General features: G+C 52.0%; 14 protein-coding genes. 10 read left to right on the top strand and 4 right to left on the bottom strand.

All coding sequences use genetic code 11. The annotated features are described in order from the left end of the window. Window positions 1-2 precede the first annotated feature (2 nt). Window positions 3-767: a glycosyltransferase family 2 protein gene (locus tag CRO74_RS26555; RefSeq protein WP_097130494.1), complete on the top strand. Its 765-nt coding sequence runs from the start codon at window positions 3-5 to the stop codon at window positions 765-767. Next, window positions 767-1,972, top strand: a complete 1,206-nt coding sequence (locus tag CRO74_RS26560) for a glycosyltransferase family 9 protein (protein WP_097130496.1) — start codon at window positions 767-769, stop codon at window positions 1,970-1,972. The genes CRO74_RS26555 and CRO74_RS26560 overlap by 1 nt, the downstream gene beginning before the upstream one ends. A 6-nt stretch (window positions 1,973-1,978) precedes the next feature. On the opposite strand, the gene CRO74_RS26565 is transcribed toward CRO74_RS26560, so the two are convergent. Next, window positions 1,979-2,836 (bottom strand): FkbM family methyltransferase, encoded by an 858-nt coding sequence (locus tag CRO74_RS26565; protein ID WP_097130497.1) that lies wholly within the window; start codon window positions 2,834-2,836, stop codon window positions 1,979-1,981. Between the two features lie 157 nt (window positions 2,837-2,993). Here CRO74_RS26565 and gcvP point away from each other — a divergent pair, with 157 nt between their 5' ends. The 3 genes from gcvP (at window position 2,994) to CRO74_RS26580 (ending at window position 9,005) form a co-directional block, all read left to right on the top strand. Next, window positions 2,994-5,897 carry an aminomethyl-transferring glycine dehydrogenase gene (gcvP, locus tag CRO74_RS26570; RefSeq protein WP_097130499.1) on the top strand — a complete coding sequence of 968 codons (2,904 nt, stop codon included), beginning with the start codon at window positions 2,994-2,996 and terminating at the stop codon, window positions 5,895-5,897. Window positions 5,898-6,089: 192 nt separating this feature from the next. Continuing rightward, window positions 6,090-8,096, top strand: coding sequence for a CHU_0125 family OmpA-like outer membrane integrity protein (locus CRO74_RS26575; RefSeq protein ID WP_179830313.1), 2,007 nt, complete (start codon window positions 6,090-6,092; stop codon window positions 8,094-8,096). 99 nt (window positions 8,097-8,195) lie between these two features. Then, entirely contained in the window at window positions 8,196-9,005 is an 810-nt protein-coding gene (locus tag CRO74_RS26580; protein WP_097130500.1) for a TspO-related membrane protein, read from the top strand. Window positions 9,006-9,288: 283 nt separating this feature from the next. Here CRO74_RS26580 and CRO74_RS26585 read toward each other — a convergent pair whose 3' ends face one another. The 3 genes from CRO74_RS26585 to CRO74_RS26595 all read right to left on the bottom strand — a co-directional run bounded on the left by CRO74_RS26585 (window position 9,289) and on the right by CRO74_RS26595 (window position 10,935). Next, complete coding sequence (locus tag CRO74_RS26585) at window positions 9,289-9,720, bottom strand: hypothetical protein (RefSeq protein ID WP_097130502.1); 432 nt, start codon at window positions 9,718-9,720, stop codon at window positions 9,289-9,291. An 18-nt stretch (window positions 9,721-9,738) separates the two neighbouring features. Continuing rightward, complete coding sequence (locus CRO74_RS26590) at window positions 9,739-10,221, bottom strand: Panacea domain-containing protein (RefSeq protein ID WP_097130504.1); 483 nt, start codon at window positions 10,219-10,221, stop codon at window positions 9,739-9,741. 270 nt (window positions 10,222-10,491) lie between these two features. Beyond that, entirely contained in the window at window positions 10,492-10,935 is a 444-nt protein-coding gene (locus CRO74_RS26595) for a peptidylprolyl isomerase (RefSeq protein WP_097130505.1), read from the bottom strand. A gap of 299 nt (window positions 10,936-11,234) precedes the next feature. Between CRO74_RS26595 and CRO74_RS26600 the strand changes: the two genes are divergently transcribed. The 5 genes from CRO74_RS26600 to CRO74_RS26620 all read left to right on the top strand — a co-directional run bounded on the left by CRO74_RS26600 (window position 11,235) and on the right by CRO74_RS26620 (window position 18,594). Next, the gene (locus CRO74_RS26600; RefSeq protein WP_097130507.1) at window positions 11,235-14,393 is read left to right on the top strand and encodes an efflux RND transporter permease subunit; all 3,159 of its coding nucleotides are present in this window, start codon (window positions 11,235-11,237) and stop codon (window positions 14,391-14,393) included. Continuing rightward, window positions 14,393-14,689, top strand: coding sequence for a DUF952 domain-containing protein (locus tag CRO74_RS26605; RefSeq protein WP_097130508.1), 297 nt, complete (start codon window positions 14,393-14,395; stop codon window positions 14,687-14,689). Before CRO74_RS26600 ends, CRO74_RS26605 begins: the two co-directional genes overlap by 1 nt. Before the next feature lie 86 nt (window positions 14,690-14,775). Beyond that, a complete protein-coding gene (locus CRO74_RS26610) occupies window positions 14,776-15,876 on the top strand; it encodes an efflux RND transporter periplasmic adaptor subunit (RefSeq protein WP_097130511.1) in 1,101 nt (366 codons plus the stop codon). Beyond that, the gene (locus tag CRO74_RS26615) at window positions 15,873-17,351 is read left to right on the top strand and encodes an efflux transporter outer membrane subunit (protein ID WP_097130513.1); all 1,479 of its coding nucleotides are present in this window, start codon (window positions 15,873-15,875) and stop codon (window positions 17,349-17,351) included. The genes CRO74_RS26610 and CRO74_RS26615 overlap by 4 nt, the downstream gene beginning before the upstream one ends. A gap of 157 nt (window positions 17,352-17,508) precedes the next feature. Further along, window positions 17,509-18,594 (top strand): mannose-1-phosphate guanylyltransferase, encoded by a 1,086-nt coding sequence (locus tag CRO74_RS26620; RefSeq protein WP_097130514.1) that lies wholly within the window; start codon window positions 17,509-17,511, stop codon window positions 18,592-18,594. Window positions 18,595-18,699: the final 105 nt, after the last annotated feature.

Raw genomic sequence — 18,699 nt, forward strand, 5'->3', positions numbered from 1 at the left:
TTATGCAACCCCTTATTAGCGTTATCACTCCGTCGTACAACCAGGGCAAGTTTATTCGGCAAACGGTGGAATCGGTGCTCTCGCAAGACTACCCCCGTGTCGAGTATATTGTGGTGGATGGGTTGTCGACGGATGACACGCTATCGATTGTGGGCGAGTATGCCAATCGGCTCACGCTGATTGCCGAACGGGACAACGGCCAAACCGACGCCATCAACAAGGGATTGCGTCGGGCTACCGGCGATATTGTCTGCTGGCTGAACTCCGACGATTACTTTCTGCCGGGTGCACTGGCTACTGTCGGGGATTTCTTCGCCCAGCATCCCAATGCGCTTTGGCTCACCGGTGACTGTCAGATTGTCGATGAGGCTAGCGTACCGATTCAGCAGCCGGTGCGGCACTACAAACGGCTGCTTCGTTCCCTGACACCGGCTCTGTATCTGGGCATGACCAATGCCATTTGTCAGCCCGCTACTTTCTGGCGACGAGATGCACACGCCCAACTGGGGTACCTGACGGAGTCGCTGCATTTTACGATGGATTACGACTGGTGGTTACGCCTGCAAACGCTCCAGCCCCCGGCCATCCTGCCGCAACCGTTAACGGCTTTTCGAATTCACGCCAATTCCAAAGGCGGCAATCAATACACGCTTCAGTTCGATGAAGATTACGAGACCTGCTGTCGATACTGGTCCGGAACTCCCATTCGATTGCTCCACAAACTGCACAACCGGGCTATAACCTCCGTTTATAACTTCGTAAAGTGATGCTCAAGCGGTTTATCCGGCTCCTCAAAACGTCCCCGCTGCTGCTACCTCTACTGGCATCCATTGACCTTGTCCTGTGGCTGGTTGACCGGCTGGCCGTACTAACCGTGCGCACACCGCCAAAGCCGCTTTCACTGGTGGTGATTCGGCTGGATGTGATGGGTGACTACCTGATGTTTCGGAATTACCTGCGTCAGATCAAAGAGTCGGACCGATACGGAAACCATTCGATCACGTTGTTTGGTAATCTGGCCGTGAAATCGCTGGCCGAAACGTTTGACAACGCGCTGATTGATCACTTTATCTGGGTCGACATATACAAGTTATCGACGCAGCCGCTTTATCGGTTCAGGGTTGCGCGTCAGTTGCGTTCTCAGGGATTTTCGGTGGTTCTCTGCCCGACCTACAGCCGGGTGCTGGTGCTGGACGATTTCATGGCCTGGGCAACCGGCGCTTCGGAACGGGTAGGCTGCCGGACGGACTACATCAACATAGCGCCCTGGGAAGCGGCTTTGGGCGACCGGTTGTACACGCGCCTGATCGACTCCGGGCCAGGCATTCTGTTTGAAATGGAACGCGACCGGCGAATTGTGGAAGGGTTCGTACAGGAGCCGGTGGCGGTTCATCCCCCGCTTCTGGACAGCCACTCTGCCAACGCCCTAACTGTTCCTGAGCGATACATTGTGCTCTCGTTAGGAGCCGGACAGGAATTTCGGATATGGCCCGCCGACCGATTTGCGGAGGTCGCCCGGTTCGTTTCAGTGCAGTATCCAGCCTATAAACTCGTTTTGACTGGAGCACCGAGTGAGAAGATTTATACCGAATCGTTCCTGAAACAGCTGCCCGACACGTCGGACGTTGTTGATCTAACGGGTTCACTGTCCATTCCTCAATTGGTCTATGTATTGACAAAAGCTGATTTGCTGATTGCCAATGAAACGGGCATCGTGCACATAGCGGCTTCCACGCAAACGCCCTCTATCGTCATTTCGCAGGGAAAATCATTGGTGCGCTGGCACCCGTATCCAGCCGAGTTTGGGGAAATGATAACCTATCTGTACCCGGATTACATTGAGCAGCATCGGGCCGACTTGTCCGCTATCGCCCCCGACTTTAACCCTGAATCTCCGCTCTCCATCAATGAGATAAGCGTTGAGCGGGTGAAAATAGCTATTAAGTCTATGCTTACAGAGAGCGAATACTAGTTTGTGCTATCGGGTAGCCTGAAAAACCAAATTGATATATCGATTAAGGGGCTTCTTGCCTAAGTCAAACAAGGCATCGTACGTCGTAGCGACCACTTCGTTTTTCTCCTCATCAATTTGACTGACACCGTAGCCCAGGTCCTGCATCATCGACAGGTAATCGGCGGGAGAAGCGCCACTGTTGTATAACCCACGCGGCCAGAACTCACTAATGACAATGGGCATGTACTTCGCTAAAAGAGCCTTGCCGCCTTTGAGAACAAAATACTCAAACCCCTGAACGTCAATCTTGATGAGGTCGACCCGTTCCCTAACGGTATCATCGAGCCGTAGTGTTGGCACATCGACGTATTCGGTAAAATCGCCGTCGTTGTACAGGCGATAATCACCAACGTTGAAGGGGTGTTTATACAGCCGGAGCGTCTCTTTCTTATCAGACAAAGCTGCATTGTACGCCGTTACGTTCGTCAGGTTATTGAGGGCCAGGTTTTTCTGGAGGGTAGCAAAATTGCCGGGGTCGGGTTCAAAGGCAAGCACTTTGCCCTGTACAGCTTTCTGGCCAACCCGGATGCTGTAAAAACCCATGTTAGCACCAATGTCGAGCATGACCGTATCGGCCTTCACGAACGAAAGAATGGTCTGGGTTTCGGTCTCTTCGAACTTCCCGGAGTTGATGATCTGGAGCGTATCGTGTGGATCCACGTACATCGAAAAGTCACCGAAATTGTACGGCTTACTGTTGTCGATTGATCCCTTTAAGCCTAGTTTATGGGCTAAAATGGCCGTTTTAAACAGCACACGATCACCATCAAAACCTAGTTTGTCGAGGGCTGTCGATACCGTATTAAGGAGGGCCTGTTTCATATAAATGCGTTGATAGAGGGTTAGATACTGGATAAAAACAGGACATCAATGTATGTTCCAAACGAAAGTTAACAACTAATGTGCCGAATCCGCCGACTTCGCACGTTTTGCCGTAAATTTGAGTTTCCATTAAAACGAAAAGGTGGGTGATCCCGGCATGAAACTAAAACTTCAACAGACAGACCTATTTGAAGACCGACATCACGGTCAAACCGACGCGGCACTGGCCGAGATTCTCCAGACCGTTGGCGTGGAATCAATTGATGAGTTAATTAGCCAGACAGTACCCGACGCGATTCGGCTGGCCCATCCCCTGAATCTGCCCGAACCAAAATCAGAAATGACCTTTCTGACTGATTTTAAAAAAGTTGCCGGGCAAAACAAAATCTTTAAATCATACATCGGCACGGGCTATTACGACACCCTGACACCGAACGTTATCCTCCGGAACATTCTCGAAAATCCAGCCTGGTATACCGCCTATACGCCCTATCAGGCCGAAATTGCGCAGGGACGACTCGAAGCGTTGCTGAACTTCCAGACGGTAATTTCCGACCTGACAGGAATGGATCTGGCCAATGCGTCGCTACTCGATGAGGCCACCGCTGCTGCCGAAGCCATGCACATGCTGTACGCCATGCGTCCGGCCCAGAAAAAATCGGCGTCCACGTTCTTTGTATCCGACCGGTGCCACCCGCAAACCATCGACGTATTATTGACGCGGGCTACCCCCATTGGCGTGAAGGTGCTCATTGGCGATCACCGCACAGTCGACCTGACCAGTGGCGATATCTTCGGGATGCTGTTGCAATACCCCGCTTCGGATGGTGAAGTATTCGACTACACCGATCTGATTGCCTCCGCCCATGAGCTGACTATTACCGTTGCCGTTGCCGCCGATCTGCTGGCGCTGACTTTATTAACTCCTCCCGGCGAAATGGGAGCCGATGTAGTGGTTGGCTCATCACAGCGGTTTGGTGTTCCTATGGGCTATGGTGGTCCACATGCCGCCTTCTTCGCAACCCGCGATGCCTTCAAACGGCAGATTCCGGGCCGGATTATCGGAGTGTCGCAGGATGCCGAAGGCCGTCCCGCCCTTCGGATGGCGCTTCAAACCCGCGAACAGCACATCCGTCGCGAAAAAGCGACGTCAAATATTTGTACCGCACAGGTACTGCTGGCCGTTATGGCCGGTAGTTATGCCGTGTATCACGGCCCCGAACGGCTCCGTGCCATTGCTGAACAGGTGCACACGCTCACCAAAATATTCGCTACCGCGCTTCGCTGGAATGGGTATGAGGTGATGACCGAGAATTATTTCGATACCATTACGGTAGCCGTAGCCGACACCGAATCGCTGAAGAAATCGGCGAAGGCTGCGCAAATCAACCTCCGTTACTCCGACGATGAGGAGCACGTAGGCGTGTCGTTCGACGAAGCTAAATCCCTTCACGACGTAACCGAACTGCTGACCGTTTTTGGGATTAAACCCGATATGGAGGCTATTCTGGACAGTCTGGAGATCACCTGGCCGGACGAACTCATCCGGCAGTCGGATTACCTGACGCACCCGGTATTCAACACGCACCATACGGAGCACGAAATGCTGCGTTATCTGAAGTCGCTGGAAGAAAAAGACCTTTCGCTGGTTCATTCCATGATTTCGCTCGGTAGCTGCACCATGAAGCTGAACGCCACCGCCGAGATGATTCCGGTTACCTGGCCTGAACTGGGCAAACTGCACCCGTTTGCGCCGAAAGATCAGACGGCGGGTTATCAGCAGATGTTCGCCGACCTGAACGCCTGGCTTTGCGAAGTGACGGGTTTTGCGGCTATGTCGCTACAACCTAACTCCGGTGCTCAGGGCGAATACGCCGGTCTTATGGTGATTCGGGCGTATCACGAAAGCCGGGGTGATTTCCACAGGACAATTTCGCTGATTCCGCAGTCGGCGCACGGCACCAACCCTGCCAGCGCCGTGATGGCTGGTATGAAAGTCGTTATCGTGAAGTGCGATGAGCGCGGCAATATCGACCTCGCCGACCTGAAAGCGAAAGCCGAACAATACAGCAACGATCTGTCGTGCCTGATGGTCACTTATCCATCCACCCACGGCGTATTTGAAGCAAGCATCAAAGAGATCTGTGACATAATTCACCAGCACGGCGGGCAGGTGTATATGGATGGCGCGAATATGAACGCCCAGGTTGGCGTGACCTCACCGGCGGCTATTGGTGCCGATGTTTGTCACCTGAATCTCCATAAAACCTTCTGCATTCCGCACGGTGGTGGCGGTCCGGGTATGGGCCCTATCGGTGTCGCGTCGCAGTTGGTGCCGTTCCTGCCGGGTCACGCGGTGGTACACATCGGTGGCGATCAGGCCATTCACGCGGTATCGGCAGCGCCCTATGGCTCGGCCAGCATCCTCACTATTTCCTACGCTTACATTGCGATGATGGGTGGCGAAGGGCTGACGAATGCCACAAAACGGGCGATCCTGAATGCCAACTACATCAAAGCGCGTCTGGACGGTCATTACGACACCTTGTACACGGGTACTAACGGCCGTTGTGCCCACGAAATGATCATCGACTGCCGTCCGTTTAAAGCAACGACGGGTGTTGAGGTTGAGGATATCGCCAAGCGACTGATGGACTATGGTTTCCACGCGCCAACGGTGTCGTTCCCGGTAGCGGGAACGATGATGATCGAGCCAACCGAGTCGGAGTCGAAAGCCGAACTCGACCGGTTCTGCGAAGCCATGATTGCCATTCGCAACGAAATTCGGGAGATCGAAGCGGGCGAAGCCGACCGGGCCAGCAACGTGCTGAAACATGCGCCACATACAGCAACGGTTGCCCTGAGTGATACCTGGAACCGGCCTTACAGCCGCGAGAAAGCTGTTTTCCCGCTGCCGCAGGTGCGTGCCCGTAAGTTCTGGCCAAGCGTAAGCCGTATCGACTCGGCTTATGGCGACCGGAACCTCGTTTGCTCCTGCATTCCCGTTGAGGAATACGCAACGGAAGTAGCCGAAGAAGCCGGTGTAGCGCAACAGGCATAAGAAAATAGAGTAAGGAACGCGGGTTTTTATTTACGCTTTGTAATCGTCAAAACAGAAGACTACAAAGTGCGAATAGAAACCCGCGTTCCTGTAAACAACCCTCAATAAAAAGCGATTATAAGCGTTAAACGTATGTCCCGCCCAAATTTCCAGTATCTTGGGCGAGAAACAGCGATTTGCTTTTTTAGCCATATGAAAATCAATACGTTATCTGTACTGCTCGTCGTGTTCGGTCTGGCCAGCGGACTTACGGGCTGCAATTCGGCCATGCAGGCGTATAAAAAAGGAGTTCGTCATTACGATGCCGGTGAATATAATCTGGCCCTGACCCAGTTCCAGAAGGCCGCCAAAGGTGCCATTGACCCCGCCCGCCTGAATTATTATACCGCCGAATCGTACCGACTATCCAACCGATTTAGCGAGGCCGTGCCGTTCTACCAGAAAGCCATTGAAGCCAACACAACGGAGCCGGACGCCCGTTTCAATTACGCCTACGCACTAAAATCGCAGGGAAATTATACCGGTGCGCTTGAACAGCTACAACAATACGTGGCCAACGCCCCAAAAACGACCGCTAAAGCCACCCTCGACAAAGCCCGGCGCGAAGTAGAAACACTGAAAGCCATCAACATCATCGCCCAGAATAAATCGCTCATTACGCTTCGCAACATGAGCAACCTCAATTCGCCGGGGGCCGAGTTTGCGCCCGTTGTACGGGGCGAGGAGTTGGTCTTCACCGCATCGCGGAAAGAAACGGTTTATAAGAACAACGGCCAGCCCATGCTGGGCCTGTACAAAACAAAGTTGAACCAGAAGCCCGACGAAACGGGTAGTACCGGTGCATCGGGCCAACCCGAACCATTCAGCACGAACATCTTTCAGGGCGATGTGAACGAAGGGACACCCGCTTTTTCGAAAGATGGCAAAACCATGATTCTGGCGCGGGGCAACAACGGCAAGCGCAAAGGCGGACTGGATGTTGACCTCTACATCAGTCGGTTAGGTGAAGGGAATGCCTGGAGCCAGCCGCTGCGTCTGCCCATCAGTGACTCGCTCGCCTGGGATGGTTCGCCCGCGTTTTCGGCCGATGGCAAGACCTTGTATTTCGCATCGAACCGGGCTGGTGGTGCGGGTGGTATCGACTTATACCGCACCAGCATTGACGCGTCGGGTCGCTTTAGCCGTCCGGTCAATATGGGTCGCGACATCAATACGCCCGGCGATGAGATGTTCCCATACGTGGGTGCCAACGCCAAACTGTATTTTGCTTCCGACGGGCATCCCGGCTTAGGAAAGCTGGACGTATTCGTAGCGACCCGTTCGGGTGGGGTAACGCGGGTGGAAAACATGGGCCAGCCCATCAACTCCCCCGCCGATGATTTCGGGCTGATTTATACCGAACCTACCAAAGGCTTCATGGCCTCGAACCGGGGAGGAGGAAAGGGAGACGACGACATTTATTTCTTCCAGGAAGGTCCGATTTCGGATACAACAACGACCATTGTTCAGACACCACCAGCCAACGCACCTAAAATTGTGCGGTACTTCATTGCCGGAACGGTTTCGGCTAACGAAACGCCCATTGTCCCGCTCGACTCGGCACGGGTGCGCATTCTGGACGATGCCACGGGCCAACCCATTGCCGAAGCCACTACCGGCCAGCCGGGCACGTTCGGCAAATACCCGTTGCAGGAAGGAAAAGATTATACCCTCTTGGCTGAGCGCCGGGGTTACCTGACCCGCCGGGAGCAATTTACCATGCAGGGCAAAAGTATCCCGGCTATTTTCCTGACGAAAGCGCAGACCGATACCACGTTCAACGTGGCTCTGCTGCTCGACCGGGCAACGCTCAACAGGACGTTCGTACTGGAGAATATCTATTATGATCTTAACAAGTTCAACATCCGCCCGGATGCAGCCGAAGAACTTGATAAGCTGGTGACTATTCTGAAGGACAACCCAACCCTGAAAATTGAGTTGAGTTCACATACCGATGCTCGTGATACGGATGCGTATAACATGAAGCTGTCACAAAACCGGGCTAAGTCGGCCGTTGAGTACATTGTTTCGAAGGGTGTTGACGCCAGCCGGATGATTGCCAAAGGATACGGCGAAACACAGTTGATCGTCAAGAATGCCAAAACGGAAGAGGAGCACCAGCGTAACCGCCGAACGGAGTTCAAGATTCTGGAACTCTAAGGGAGCGTCGATACAAGGAGGGTAGGTATATTGGTTTTGATTCCCGTAAACACTACCTTGAAGGGCCTGGTTACTAAACCGTAATCAGGCCCTTTTCTTATGCAAAACGACAAACTCCGCCAGTTCTTCGTCCTCTTCAGCATTATCACGCTTATTGTCATGAACTACCTGTCCAACATGGCTGCTTTTGGAGGTAAGACGAATAAGGAAATTTCAGACCAGTACCATACGTTGATTACGCCCGCCGGGTACGCCTTTTCCATTTGGGGAATTATATTTTTGGGATTGCTGGCCTTCGGCATCTACCAGGGGCTTGGGTCGCAACGCACGAATCCGCGTTTCCGGGCTATAGGCTGGTGGGTGGTGCTGAATGCCTTCGGAAACGCCATCTGGAGTCCGCTTTTCAACAATGAAAAGATCGGGATAGCACTGATCGTTATTCTGGTGATGTTACTCTCGCTGGTCGTTATCGAGCAGCGTCTGTTGGAACGAAAGCACGTCCCGATCATTGACGCCGACCCCGATCTAACCCTACCCGAGTCATCTGCTTCGGGAACGGAAACATGGGTTGCCCGAATCCCTTTTTCGATCTACTTTGGCTGGCTCACCGTTGCAACGATTCTGAACGTAACGGTCTTTCTGAAATCGACGGAATTTAGCCTCATGGGGCTGAGTGAACAGACCTGGGCCATTGCCATGCTGATCGTTGGTCTGGTGGTGGGAGCTATCGTCTTTAACCGTTTTCGAAGTGTGGCGTATATTCTGGTATTTGCCTGGGCCTATGCCGCAATTGCGGTGGAGCAGGAGGGCGTTGGCCAGGTACCGCTGGTGGCGGGAGCGGGTGCTATTGTGGCTGTGTTGCTGGCCATTATTGGGCTTATTTCTAGGAAAACGCCGGTGTATAGTTAGGGGAAGCTAGGAAGGCTAAGAAATGCTTCAGTTCCATTTCCGGACGGCAGTTTGAGCGCTCTGCTAGTTAAGTTTCAGTCCTACATTCTCGGACCCTGGTTGACTGAGTGTTCCGATTGGCCGGGTTGAGGTTTGCAAGTGAGTTAGCGTTTGGGGAACGTTCAGAGAAGGAGCCTTAAATTCACCAAGTAGTTACGGCTAATAGTAAACACTTAAAAGTGGGGGCTTGAGATTAGCTAATCATCTTCTCATGGATATGCACCCTACTAATGAGCCAATGTATCTATTGACTTTGGCTTGATTCTGGTTTACTGGGGAAAAGGTATTTCGTCACGGCTAAAAAGAAGGCCGCTACATTTATGGTAGTTGTTGTAATCAAGGCAACCATGACAGTGTCAGAGAGGTCGAAGTCAAACGCAATGTCAGCTATTAATCTGTAAGTTTCATTTAGCTTGATAACCATTACGGTTTTGAAAGATTTTAATCCTTTGAACACGACAACCGAAAATATTCCTAAAAGCCACAACGCTACCATCCAGAAAATGTACCGAGCAAACTTTCGTCGCTCGTGCATATCTTGAAGGTAGCTTGCCAATTCCGCCTGCGCCTTATCACGTGCTAAATTGGCTACAGTATTGGGATCTGGGCTATTGGGTTGTTGATTAAGGAGATCTGTTGCCTGTTGAGTTAATCCGGTTGGTATGGTTGTAGACATATATGGATAAGAGTCGGATTAACTCATAGTTTCAGCACCGGCATGAACGCCAAAAGTTTCTGTGAAATATTTTTTTGTAAGTTCATTATCTATTGGTGCATTACAATTAGTTGTACAACCTGCCTTTTTGAATGCTGTATACCAGGGCGAATTTTCTAAATGAGTCCAGTTCGCCAATTTAATAGGATCAATATCTTTAGTAATATCCCAAACAGCTCCTAACACATCAAGTGTCTGTTTATCAGGTTCAATATTGCCTGAGGGTTGTGGACTTGTGATCGGGCGGCTACCCCATTCTTTGAAGCGTTGATAAACCGAACTAACAACGGGACCATATTGCCACGCTTCTACTTCCTCCTTAAGTAACGGGTTGTCAGTCAAAGCCAGATGCAGGCCGTTGGCAAAATATAGCATCTTCTGCAACTTCATGTGAGTGACAGGTGCATCTTTGAGAATGCCTAAATTCACAAAGTAGTTGGCTATATATATTGCGTCGAACATGGCCTTAGAGAATAAAAAACAACTGATTACCTGAAAGAAACGATTTTTTTAGTTTTTTGGTGCTAGTCCCCCTTTCAACCTTTCGTGTTACAGGTAGCTGTCGCAAGTTCAAGATTCCAGCCTAATAATCAAAGACTTAAAGAGACTAATCGTTTAATTTTGGCTAATTAATTCATTCACTGTTAACCCTTTGAGTTAAGTAGCCGAATGCTAAATTGAAGCAGTTAATCGCTTCAATTTAGCCTTCGGCTACGCGGCCTTCCGGCCACGTTACGCTTCCTCTTCAATTACCGTAATGCTGGTAATTTTATCGCCCTGCTTAATCTGGTCGATTACGTCCAGACCGTCTACAACTTTACCGAAAACAGTGTGGTTGCGGTCGAGGTGGGCAGTGTTCTGCCGGTTGTGGCAGATGAAAAACTGCGAGCCACCCGTGTTACGTCCTGCGTGAGCCATCGACAGAACACCGCGGTCGTGGTATTGATTATCGCCGGTCAGTTCGCAGTCGATGGTGTAACCCGGCCCACCTGCTCCGGTGCCGGTTGGGTCGCCCCCCTGAATCATGAAGTTGGGGATAACCCGGTGAAACTTAACGCCGTCGTAAAATCCCTTCTTGGCTAACGTAATAAAATTATCAACCGCTTTGGGCGCATCTTTCTCGAAAAATTCGATAAGCATCGTCCCCTTGTCGGTATTCATCTGTGCCTTTGGCATAACTCAAATTGATTTGTTTGTTACAAAATTAAGAGGATTTCCCGTCAATAGCAGATTGGTACAGTCCATCCGTCTACTTTAACAAAAAAGTTGTCATAACAATTTATTCTTCGAATAAGTCAATTATTAAGATTCGTTTTTTTGGAATAATCCAACTAAATTGCCTGATGGTAAGTTAGAAACGGTACTTCATCGCCTTTGACTTCTTGGATTTATGCAATTATACGTTGCTCTTTCTACCTGACTGAGTAGTAGTACATGCGCAGTATTCGCTAAATTTCTGATTTTGTTGGCTCATCATGTGGATTGTACGCCTGGCGCTTGAAAAAAAATATACCATCGCTGTCATGGCGTTGCTTATCATGATTATGGGCGGGTTGGCCGTTATCCAAATGCCAACCGACATCTTTCCGAGAATCAATATTCCGGTCGTTTCAGTCATCTGGGGCTATACCGGTCTGTCGACCAACGAAATGGAGAAGATGATCACCAACTTCTCCGAAACCTCCCTCATCAATAACGTTAGCGACATCCAGCGGCTCGAATCGCAGACGTATAATGGGACTGCCGTTCTGAAGATTTACTTTCAGCCAACCGTCAAGATTGAAGAGGCACTGGCGCAGGTGACGGCTATTTCGCAGACAATCCTGGTTCGAATGCCGCCCGGTACGCAACCGCCCCTCATTGTCCGATACAACGCCACCGACGTTCCTGTTCTCCAGCTCGGCCTTTCATCCGACAGCCTGACCGAGGCTCAAATCACCGACTACGCCCAAACGCGGGTTCGACCACAAATCTCGACTGTGCCGGGAAGCCGACTCTCGCAGGGATTTGGTGGAAAGAGCCGCCAGATTGCGGTCGATCTGGACCCCGACCAGATGGTGGCCTATAATGTCACGCCCGAAGAAGTAACGAATGCCGTTGCTGCCCAGAATCTAACCCTGCCCGGCGGCTCGCTCCGGCTGGCCGAGCGGGAATACAACATCCGCCTGAACTCCAAACCGGATGTGATCAATACCCTCAACGATATTCCCATTAAAACAATCGGCGGTACAACCGTGCACATGCGCGATGTGGCCAATGTACACGATGGCGCGGCTGTTCAGTCTAATATTGTGAAGCAGGACGGCAGCAAAGGGGTGCTGATGCGGATCGTGAAAACGGGAAATGCATCGACCACCGAGATTGTCGATAAGATCAAGAACCAGATTTTACCTACCGTACGCGCTGCGGCTCCCTCGAACCTGCGCGTCGAAGCCCTGTTCGACCAGTCGGTGTTTGTGCGGGCATCCATCAAAGGGGTGCTGGTGGAAGGACTAATTGCCGCTTTGCTGACGGCAGGGCTGATTCTGCTCTTTCTGGGAAGCTGGCGCAGTACGCTCATCGTGGCTATCTCGATTCCGCTGTCGATTCTGGCGTCGCTGATTGTGTTGTACCTCCTTGGCGAAACGCTGAACATTCAAACGCTGGGCGGGTTGGCGCTGGCCATCGGTATTCTGGTCGATGACGCCACGGTTACTATTGAAAATATTCACCGAAACGAAGAGCTGGGATTACCGCTGCGGCAGGCCATTCTGGAAGGGGCGCAGCAGATTGCTACCCCAACGCTGGTATCGACGCTCACCATCTGTATCGTGTTTACGTCGGTGCTATTTCTCGAAGGTCCGGCGCGTTTCCTATTTGGCCCCCTTGCCGAAGCGGTGGTATTTGCCATGCTGGCTTCGTATATACTATCCCGTACGTTAGTGCCCGCTCTGGCCGATTTAATGCTGCGTGGCGAAACGCAGCATGGTCATGCGGAGGGTAAACGGCCAAACGCTTTCGCACGATTTTATAACCGCTTCAATGCGGGTTTCGACCGGTTTCAGGCGCGTTACATTCGGGCGCTGGAGTGGGTGCTGGCTAACCGGCGGACGGTGTTCGCTGTTTTTCTGGTGGTTGTCGTGTTTACGTTTGTGCTGCTTCCTTTCGTTGGCCGGGATTTCTTTCCGCAGGTGGATGGTGGCCAGATAAAGCTTCACCTGCGTGCTCCGGTAGGCTCCCGACTGGAATATACCGAACAAATTGCCGCCCAAACCACCGAAATCGTTCGTGAAGTTATTCCGGAAGAGGAAGTAAGCTCGGTGATCAGCAACATCGGTCTGACATCGGAGCGGTATAACTTTTTCTTCTCGGATAACTCGACCGCCAGTTCGGCGGATGCCGAATTGCTGATTTCCCTAAGTGAAGATCGGGAGAACCCAACCATCGACTACGTTCGCGAACTCCGGGCCCGACTGCGCGAGGAGATGCCCGACGTAACGTACTTTTTTCTGCCCGCCGATATCGTCAGTCAGATTCTGAACTTTGGTCTGACGGCTGCCATCGATGTGCAGGTGTCCGGTTTCGACCGGGCGAACAACCTCAAAGTAGCCCGAGAGCTGGAGCAGAAAATAGCCCAGGTGCCCGGTGCCGTGGATGTACACCTCCATCAGGTGCTGGATGCGCCCGAACTCTTTCTGTCGGTCGACCGGGAGCGGGCCGGGCAACTGGGCCTCACCGAACAGCGGGTGGCAACTAACCTCAATATTTCACTGAGCGGTACCGGCCAAACCCGACCGAACTTCTGGCCTGATCCAAATACAGGCTTTCCGTACATCATTGCGGTACAAACGCCACCCTACAAGCTGGACTCCTACGATAAGTTACTGCAAACACCCGTTGCACCGGGTCAGGCCGACCGGTCCACGCCCCAACTGCTGAGCAACGTGATGACCATGAAGCGCACCACGGCACCGGTCATCATCAACCGGGTCAACACCCAGCCGAGTTACGATGTATATGCTTCGGTAGAAAAAACGGATCTGGGGTCGGTGGCCAAAGCGTTGGAAGAAATTACGGCCGAATACAAAACACAACTCAAGCCCGGTAACGTCATTTCGATTCGCGGGCAGGTGGAAAGCATGGAAAGTGCCTTTAGCCGATTGGGTCTGGGCATTGTCTTTGCGGCCTTGCTGGTGTATCTGCTCATGGTGGTCAACTTTCAGTCGTTCCGCTATCCGTTCATCATTATCACCGCCCTGCCGGGTGCTTTGTGCGGCATGGTGTGGATGTTGTTCCTGACGGGCACAACGTTCAGTATTCCGTCGCTCATGGGGGCCATCATGAGTGTGGGTGTCGCCACGGCCAACAGTATTCTGCTGGTCAGCTTTGCCAAAGACCACCTCCCCGAAGTGGGCGGGAATGCCTACGAAGCCGCTCTCGAAGCGGGTCGAACACGCCTGCGCCCCATTATCATGACCGCCATCGCCATGATTATCGGTATGCTGCCGATGTCGCTGGGGCTGGGTGAAGGTGGAGAACAAAACGCTCCGCTGGGCCGGGCGGTAATTGGCGGCCTGCTGCTGGCTACCTTTACCACACTCCTCTTTGTTCCTGTTGTATTCAGCTATCTGGCTCGCAAACCCAAGTCCGTTTAATGAACCTCATCTACCATATTGTTTCAGCCGCCGACTGGCAACAGCAGGAAAGCACGTCTACCTACGAAGCGCCCAGTCTGCAAACGGAAGGGTTCATCCACCTGTCCACTAAAGAACAGGTGGCGGGAACGTTGAGCCGCTATTATCAAAACGTACCCGATTTGTTGCTGTTGCACGTCGATACCAGCAAGCTGACCAGTGAACTGAAGTACGAACTGGCTACCAATAACGAAGCTTTTCCACACCTTTACGGGCCGCTTAACAAAGACGCCGTAGTTCATGTCGAAATTTTATAAATGAACGGAAGCCGCGCTTTTTTGATAGGCTGCCGATAACGTCGCTACGCTACCCATAACCTGAATACATTAGTCAATCTTACTACATGAAAGCACTTCGCATCCTAATTCCTCTTTTGCTGTTGGTGGCTGTGTTCGTCTTTTTCGGCGTATTGCCCCGGATGCGTAATACGCAGCAACTGAAAGCGGCCGTTTCGGAGGAAAAGAGCCGCGTCCCAATTGTGACTGCGGTGCCGCTCAAACGCTCGTCCGATACAACCGGCCTTACCTTGCCCGGCCAGATACAACCCTTCCGGCAAACGCCCCTCTACGCCCGCACGCAGGGCTTTCTGCGCCGGTGGTATGTAGACATTGGCGGACAGGTGAAACAGGGTCAACTGCTGGCTACCATCGACGTGCCCGAACTGGACCAGGACATTGCCCGCGCCAAAGCTGATCTACAATTGACTCAAATTAATCTCGATCGCCTGAAAAGCGTTCAGTTGCCCGGTGCCATTGCCCAGCAGGATGTTGATACACGCCGGTCGGCGGTGACGGTAGCGGAAGCCAATGTGGGCCGATTGCAGGCGCTGAAAAACCTGCAACAGATTCGGGCACCCTTCAGCGGAATCATCACCAGCCGGACGGCCGAAAACGGGACACTGGTATCGCCCGGAACGGGGCAGCCGTTGTTCACACTCTCGGAAGTGGGTTCGCTGCGGGTATTTGTGGATGTGCCGCAAACATATTACCAATACATGAAGATCGGAATGCCCGCTACGGTTACAATTCCTGAGTTGAAAAATCAGACTTTCCAGGGAAAAGTTATGCATACATCGGGAGCGTTACGCAGCGATTCGCGAACACTGCTGGCCGAGGTCGTGATTCCGAATGCCAACCAAAGCTTACCCGCCGGGCTCTACAGCCTGGTGAAGTTCGATATGATTGCCGCCCAGGCTCCCGTATTGATTCCGGCGAATGCCTTGCAGATAACCCCCGATGGGCCGCGAGTGGTAGTAGTCGACAGTACACAGCGGGTTCATTTTGTACCGATTAAACTTGGTCGCGATTATGGTACAACGCTCGAAGCCGTAAGTGGCCTGACCGGGCAGGAGTTAGTTGTCACCAATCCAAACGACCGCCTGCGGGATGGTCAGAAAGTAAGATTTCGGAAAGCCCCAGCCGAAAAAATCATAGTTCAACGATGATGAAATTGTTTCGTAGTGTATTCGTTTTAAGCCTTTTCGTCGCTCAGGTCAACGCGCAGACGACCCCGCTCAACGCACCGGGCGGTTCGGTTACCATTCAGCCGGGAACCGGACCGGCCAATACGCCGGGAACCGTACAGCCGCAGGCAGCAAGCCCCCTTGGGAATGCAACGCCTACGGTGGCGGCTACTGATCTGGTGCCAACGCTTACAACCAGTGGCTTTCGGAGGTTTGGCGACCCGATGCTGGAGGCATTGATTCAGGAAGGTCTGGACAATAGCCCGAACCTCCGGGCCGCCCTCAGCCGACTGGAGGAATCACGGATTCGGGTTCGTATCGCGCAGTCCTTTTTGTCGCCTTCGCTCCGAAGTTCTGCTCTGATCACAACCCAGAGCCTGTCCGAACGGCGTCCGCTTTCGATACCCAATCAGGTCGATTTACTGCCCCGGTTTCAGTTGAATACGTTTCAGTTGCTGCCCGTCGATGCGAGTTATGAGCTGGACCTGTTCAAGCGGATTCGCAGCGGGATTGCCGTTGCCAACTTACAGGCGCAGGCCAGTGACGCTGATTTTCAGTCATTCCGGCTTTCGCTGGCGTCGGACATCGCCCGCACCTATATGCTCATTCGCGGAAACGATGCCGAACAGGCCGTTTTTCGTCGGAATATCCAGTCGAGAGATACCACGCTGTCTATTCTTCGCGAGCGCTTCCGGGTGGGGCTGATCAACCAGATCGACGTACAACGCGCCGAAACAGACTATGCCGGTTTGCAGGTGACGCTCAAAGGGCTGGAACGCGCCCGAGTCGAGCTGGTGAATGGGCTGGCCCAGCTTTGCGGACAGGACCCCACTATGTTCCAGGTGCCATCCGGTGCCTTGCCCCAAACCATACCGACCTACCCGTATGCAAGCGTCACATCTGAGCAACTCCAGCGTCGGCCCGATCTGGTGCAGTTTATCCGGCAGAACCAGATTGCCGCTGCGCAGGTAATTCTTCAGCAAGCCAGTACCCAGCCACGCGTAACGCTGGTTGGCTCGGGCGGGGTTTTGGCGGGTAAAATAGGGAACTGGTTTACACCCAGTGCTGCAACGTACCTCGTTGGCATCAACGCATCGGTCCCGCTGTATGAAGGTCACCGCGCCCGCCAGAATATAGCTTTGTCGAAACAGCAGACGCAGACCAATCAGCAGGTGTATCTACAGGCGCTGCAACTTGCCCAGCGCGATGCCGAAACCGCCCTCGACAACCTGACCATGCTTCGTCAGCAAATAGACTTACAGGGCCAAACGCTGACACTGGCCCGGCGGACGGAGCAGTATAACCGTGAATTGTACGTGCGAGGACTGGCCACTTATCTGGAAGTACTCGATGCCCAGCGAACCATTTTAACGACGGAACAGCAACTGGTGCAGCTTCGCAGTCAGGAAGTTCAGTTTGCCGTGGCTCTTTTAAGAACTATTGGCGGAGACTTTTAGAAAGATGTATGATATAGGATGTATTGCTCTAGTGACCAGCTACATTATACATCCTACATGATATATCCTTTCTGCTGTCCGCTGAATCGTAAATTCACTCCATACTTTATAAATCAAGCAGATAGTTACAACTTTGCTGCAAAATAACCCAGTGTCAATGAATCATACGTATGTTGTTATCATGGCGGGAGGTGTCGGAACGCGGTTCTGGCCTTTCAGCCGAACCAGCTATCCAAAGCAATTCCACGATGTACTCGGCACCGGCCGAACCCTGCTTCAACAAACCGCCGACCGATTTGATGGCGTTTGTCCACCCGAAAATATTTTTATCGTCACCAGTTCACTCTATAAAGATCTTTGTCAACAGCAACTTCCTCAATTGTCTGATGATCAGGTGCTTTGTGAGCCAATAGCCCGGAATACCGCGCCTTGTATCGCTTACGCCTGTTATAAAATTGCCCAGCAGGACCCAGAGGCAAACATTGTCGTAGCGCCTGCCGATCATATCATCTTAAAAGAAGAAGAGTTTAAACGGACGATTCAGACCGCTCTCGATGCCACAAAAGAACAGGATATTCTGGTAACCCTTGGTATCCAGCCAAGTCGGCCAGATACCGGTTACGGCTATATTCAGTATGTTTCCGAAGAGGGACAATCGGTTGAAAAATCAGTGCTTCGTCGGGTAAAGACATTCACCGAAAAACCGCACCTGGAACTGGCGCAACAGTTTCTGGAAAGCGGTGAATTCGTCTGGAATGCCGGTATTTTCGTCTGGAATGCCCAGTCGATTATCAAGGCATTTGAAGCCCATTTACCTGAAGTTGCCGAGATTTTCGAAGAAGGGAAAGACGCGTACTATACCGAGCGGGAAAAAGTATTTGTCAATAAAGCGTACTCTCTCACCCGAAGCATTTCCATTGACAACGGTATCATGGAAAAAGCCGATAACGTGTATGTGGTGCTGAGTGATTTCGGTTGGTCGGATCTGGGTACCTGGAAATCGTTGTACGAAGTATCGGACAAGAACGATGACCTCAACGTAATTGACGGGCATATTTTATTGTACGATACCAAAAACTGCATCATCAAAACCCCAAAAGATCGGCTGGTAGTCGTTAACGGGCTGGATGGCTATATCGTTGCGGAGTACGATAATGTACTCATGATTTGCCGTAAAGAAGAAGAGCAGAAGGTGAAAAGCTTTGTTGCCGACGCTAAAGAAAGGGGCACGGAGTTTGTATAAAGTCTTTTGTTACGTCTTTTTGTCTTTCCGATGAAGCAGGGCTTCCTCCTTCGTTGGCGAGACAAAAAGACGTGACGAGAAGAAAAAGCCGACGAAACAATGCAG

It is taken from the genome of Spirosoma fluviale, assembly GCF_900230225.1.
Lineage (GTDB): Bacteria > Bacteroidota > Bacteroidia > Cytophagales > Spirosomataceae > Spirosoma > Spirosoma fluviale.

What these genes read in the sequence shown, in the direction of transcription:
- CRO74_RS26580 (WP_097130500.1), top strand. Translation starts at nt 8,196, where the DNA reads ATGCAAAACGACAAACTCCGCCAGTTCTTCGTCCTCTTCAGCATTATC.
- CRO74_RS26595 (WP_097130505.1), bottom strand. Translation starts at nt 10,935, where the DNA reads ATGCCAAAGGCACAGATGAATACCGACAAGGGGACGATGCTTATCGAA.
- CRO74_RS26585 (WP_097130502.1), bottom strand. Translation starts at nt 9,720, where the DNA reads ATGTCTACAACCATACCAACCGGATTAACTCAACAGGCAACAGATCTC.
- CRO74_RS26600 (WP_097130507.1), top strand. Translation starts at nt 11,235, where the DNA reads ATGTGGATTGTACGCCTGGCGCTTGAAAAAAAATATACCATCGCTGTC.
- CRO74_RS26590 (WP_097130504.1), bottom strand. Translation starts at nt 10,221, where the DNA reads ATGTTCGACGCAATATATATAGCCAACTACTTTGTGAATTTAGGCATT.
- CRO74_RS26610 (WP_097130511.1), top strand. Translation starts at nt 14,776, where the DNA reads ATGAAAGCACTTCGCATCCTAATTCCTCTTTTGCTGTTGGTGGCTGTG.
- gcvP (WP_097130499.1), top strand. Translation starts at nt 2,994, where the DNA reads ATGAAACTAAAACTTCAACAGACAGACCTATTTGAAGACCGACATCAC.
- CRO74_RS26615 (WP_097130513.1), top strand. Translation starts at nt 15,873, where the DNA reads ATGATGAAATTGTTTCGTAGTGTATTCGTTTTAAGCCTTTTCGTCGCT.
- CRO74_RS26565 (WP_097130497.1), bottom strand. Translation starts at nt 2,836, where the DNA reads ATGAAACAGGCCCTCCTTAATACGGTATCGACAGCCCTCGACAAACTA.
- CRO74_RS26605 (WP_097130508.1), top strand. Translation starts at nt 14,393, where the DNA reads ATGAACCTCATCTACCATATTGTTTCAGCCGCCGACTGGCAACAGCAG.
- CRO74_RS26555 (WP_097130494.1), top strand. Translation starts at nt 3, where the DNA reads ATGCAACCCCTTATTAGCGTTATCACTCCGTCGTACAACCAGGGCAAG.
- CRO74_RS26620 (WP_097130514.1), top strand. Translation starts at nt 17,509, where the DNA reads ATGAATCATACGTATGTTGTTATCATGGCGGGAGGTGTCGGAACGCGG.
- CRO74_RS26575 (WP_179830313.1), top strand. Translation starts at nt 6,090, where the DNA reads ATGAAAATCAATACGTTATCTGTACTGCTCGTCGTGTTCGGTCTGGCC.
- CRO74_RS26560 (WP_097130496.1), top strand. Translation starts at nt 767, where the DNA reads ATGCTCAAGCGGTTTATCCGGCTCCTCAAAACGTCCCCGCTGCTGCTA.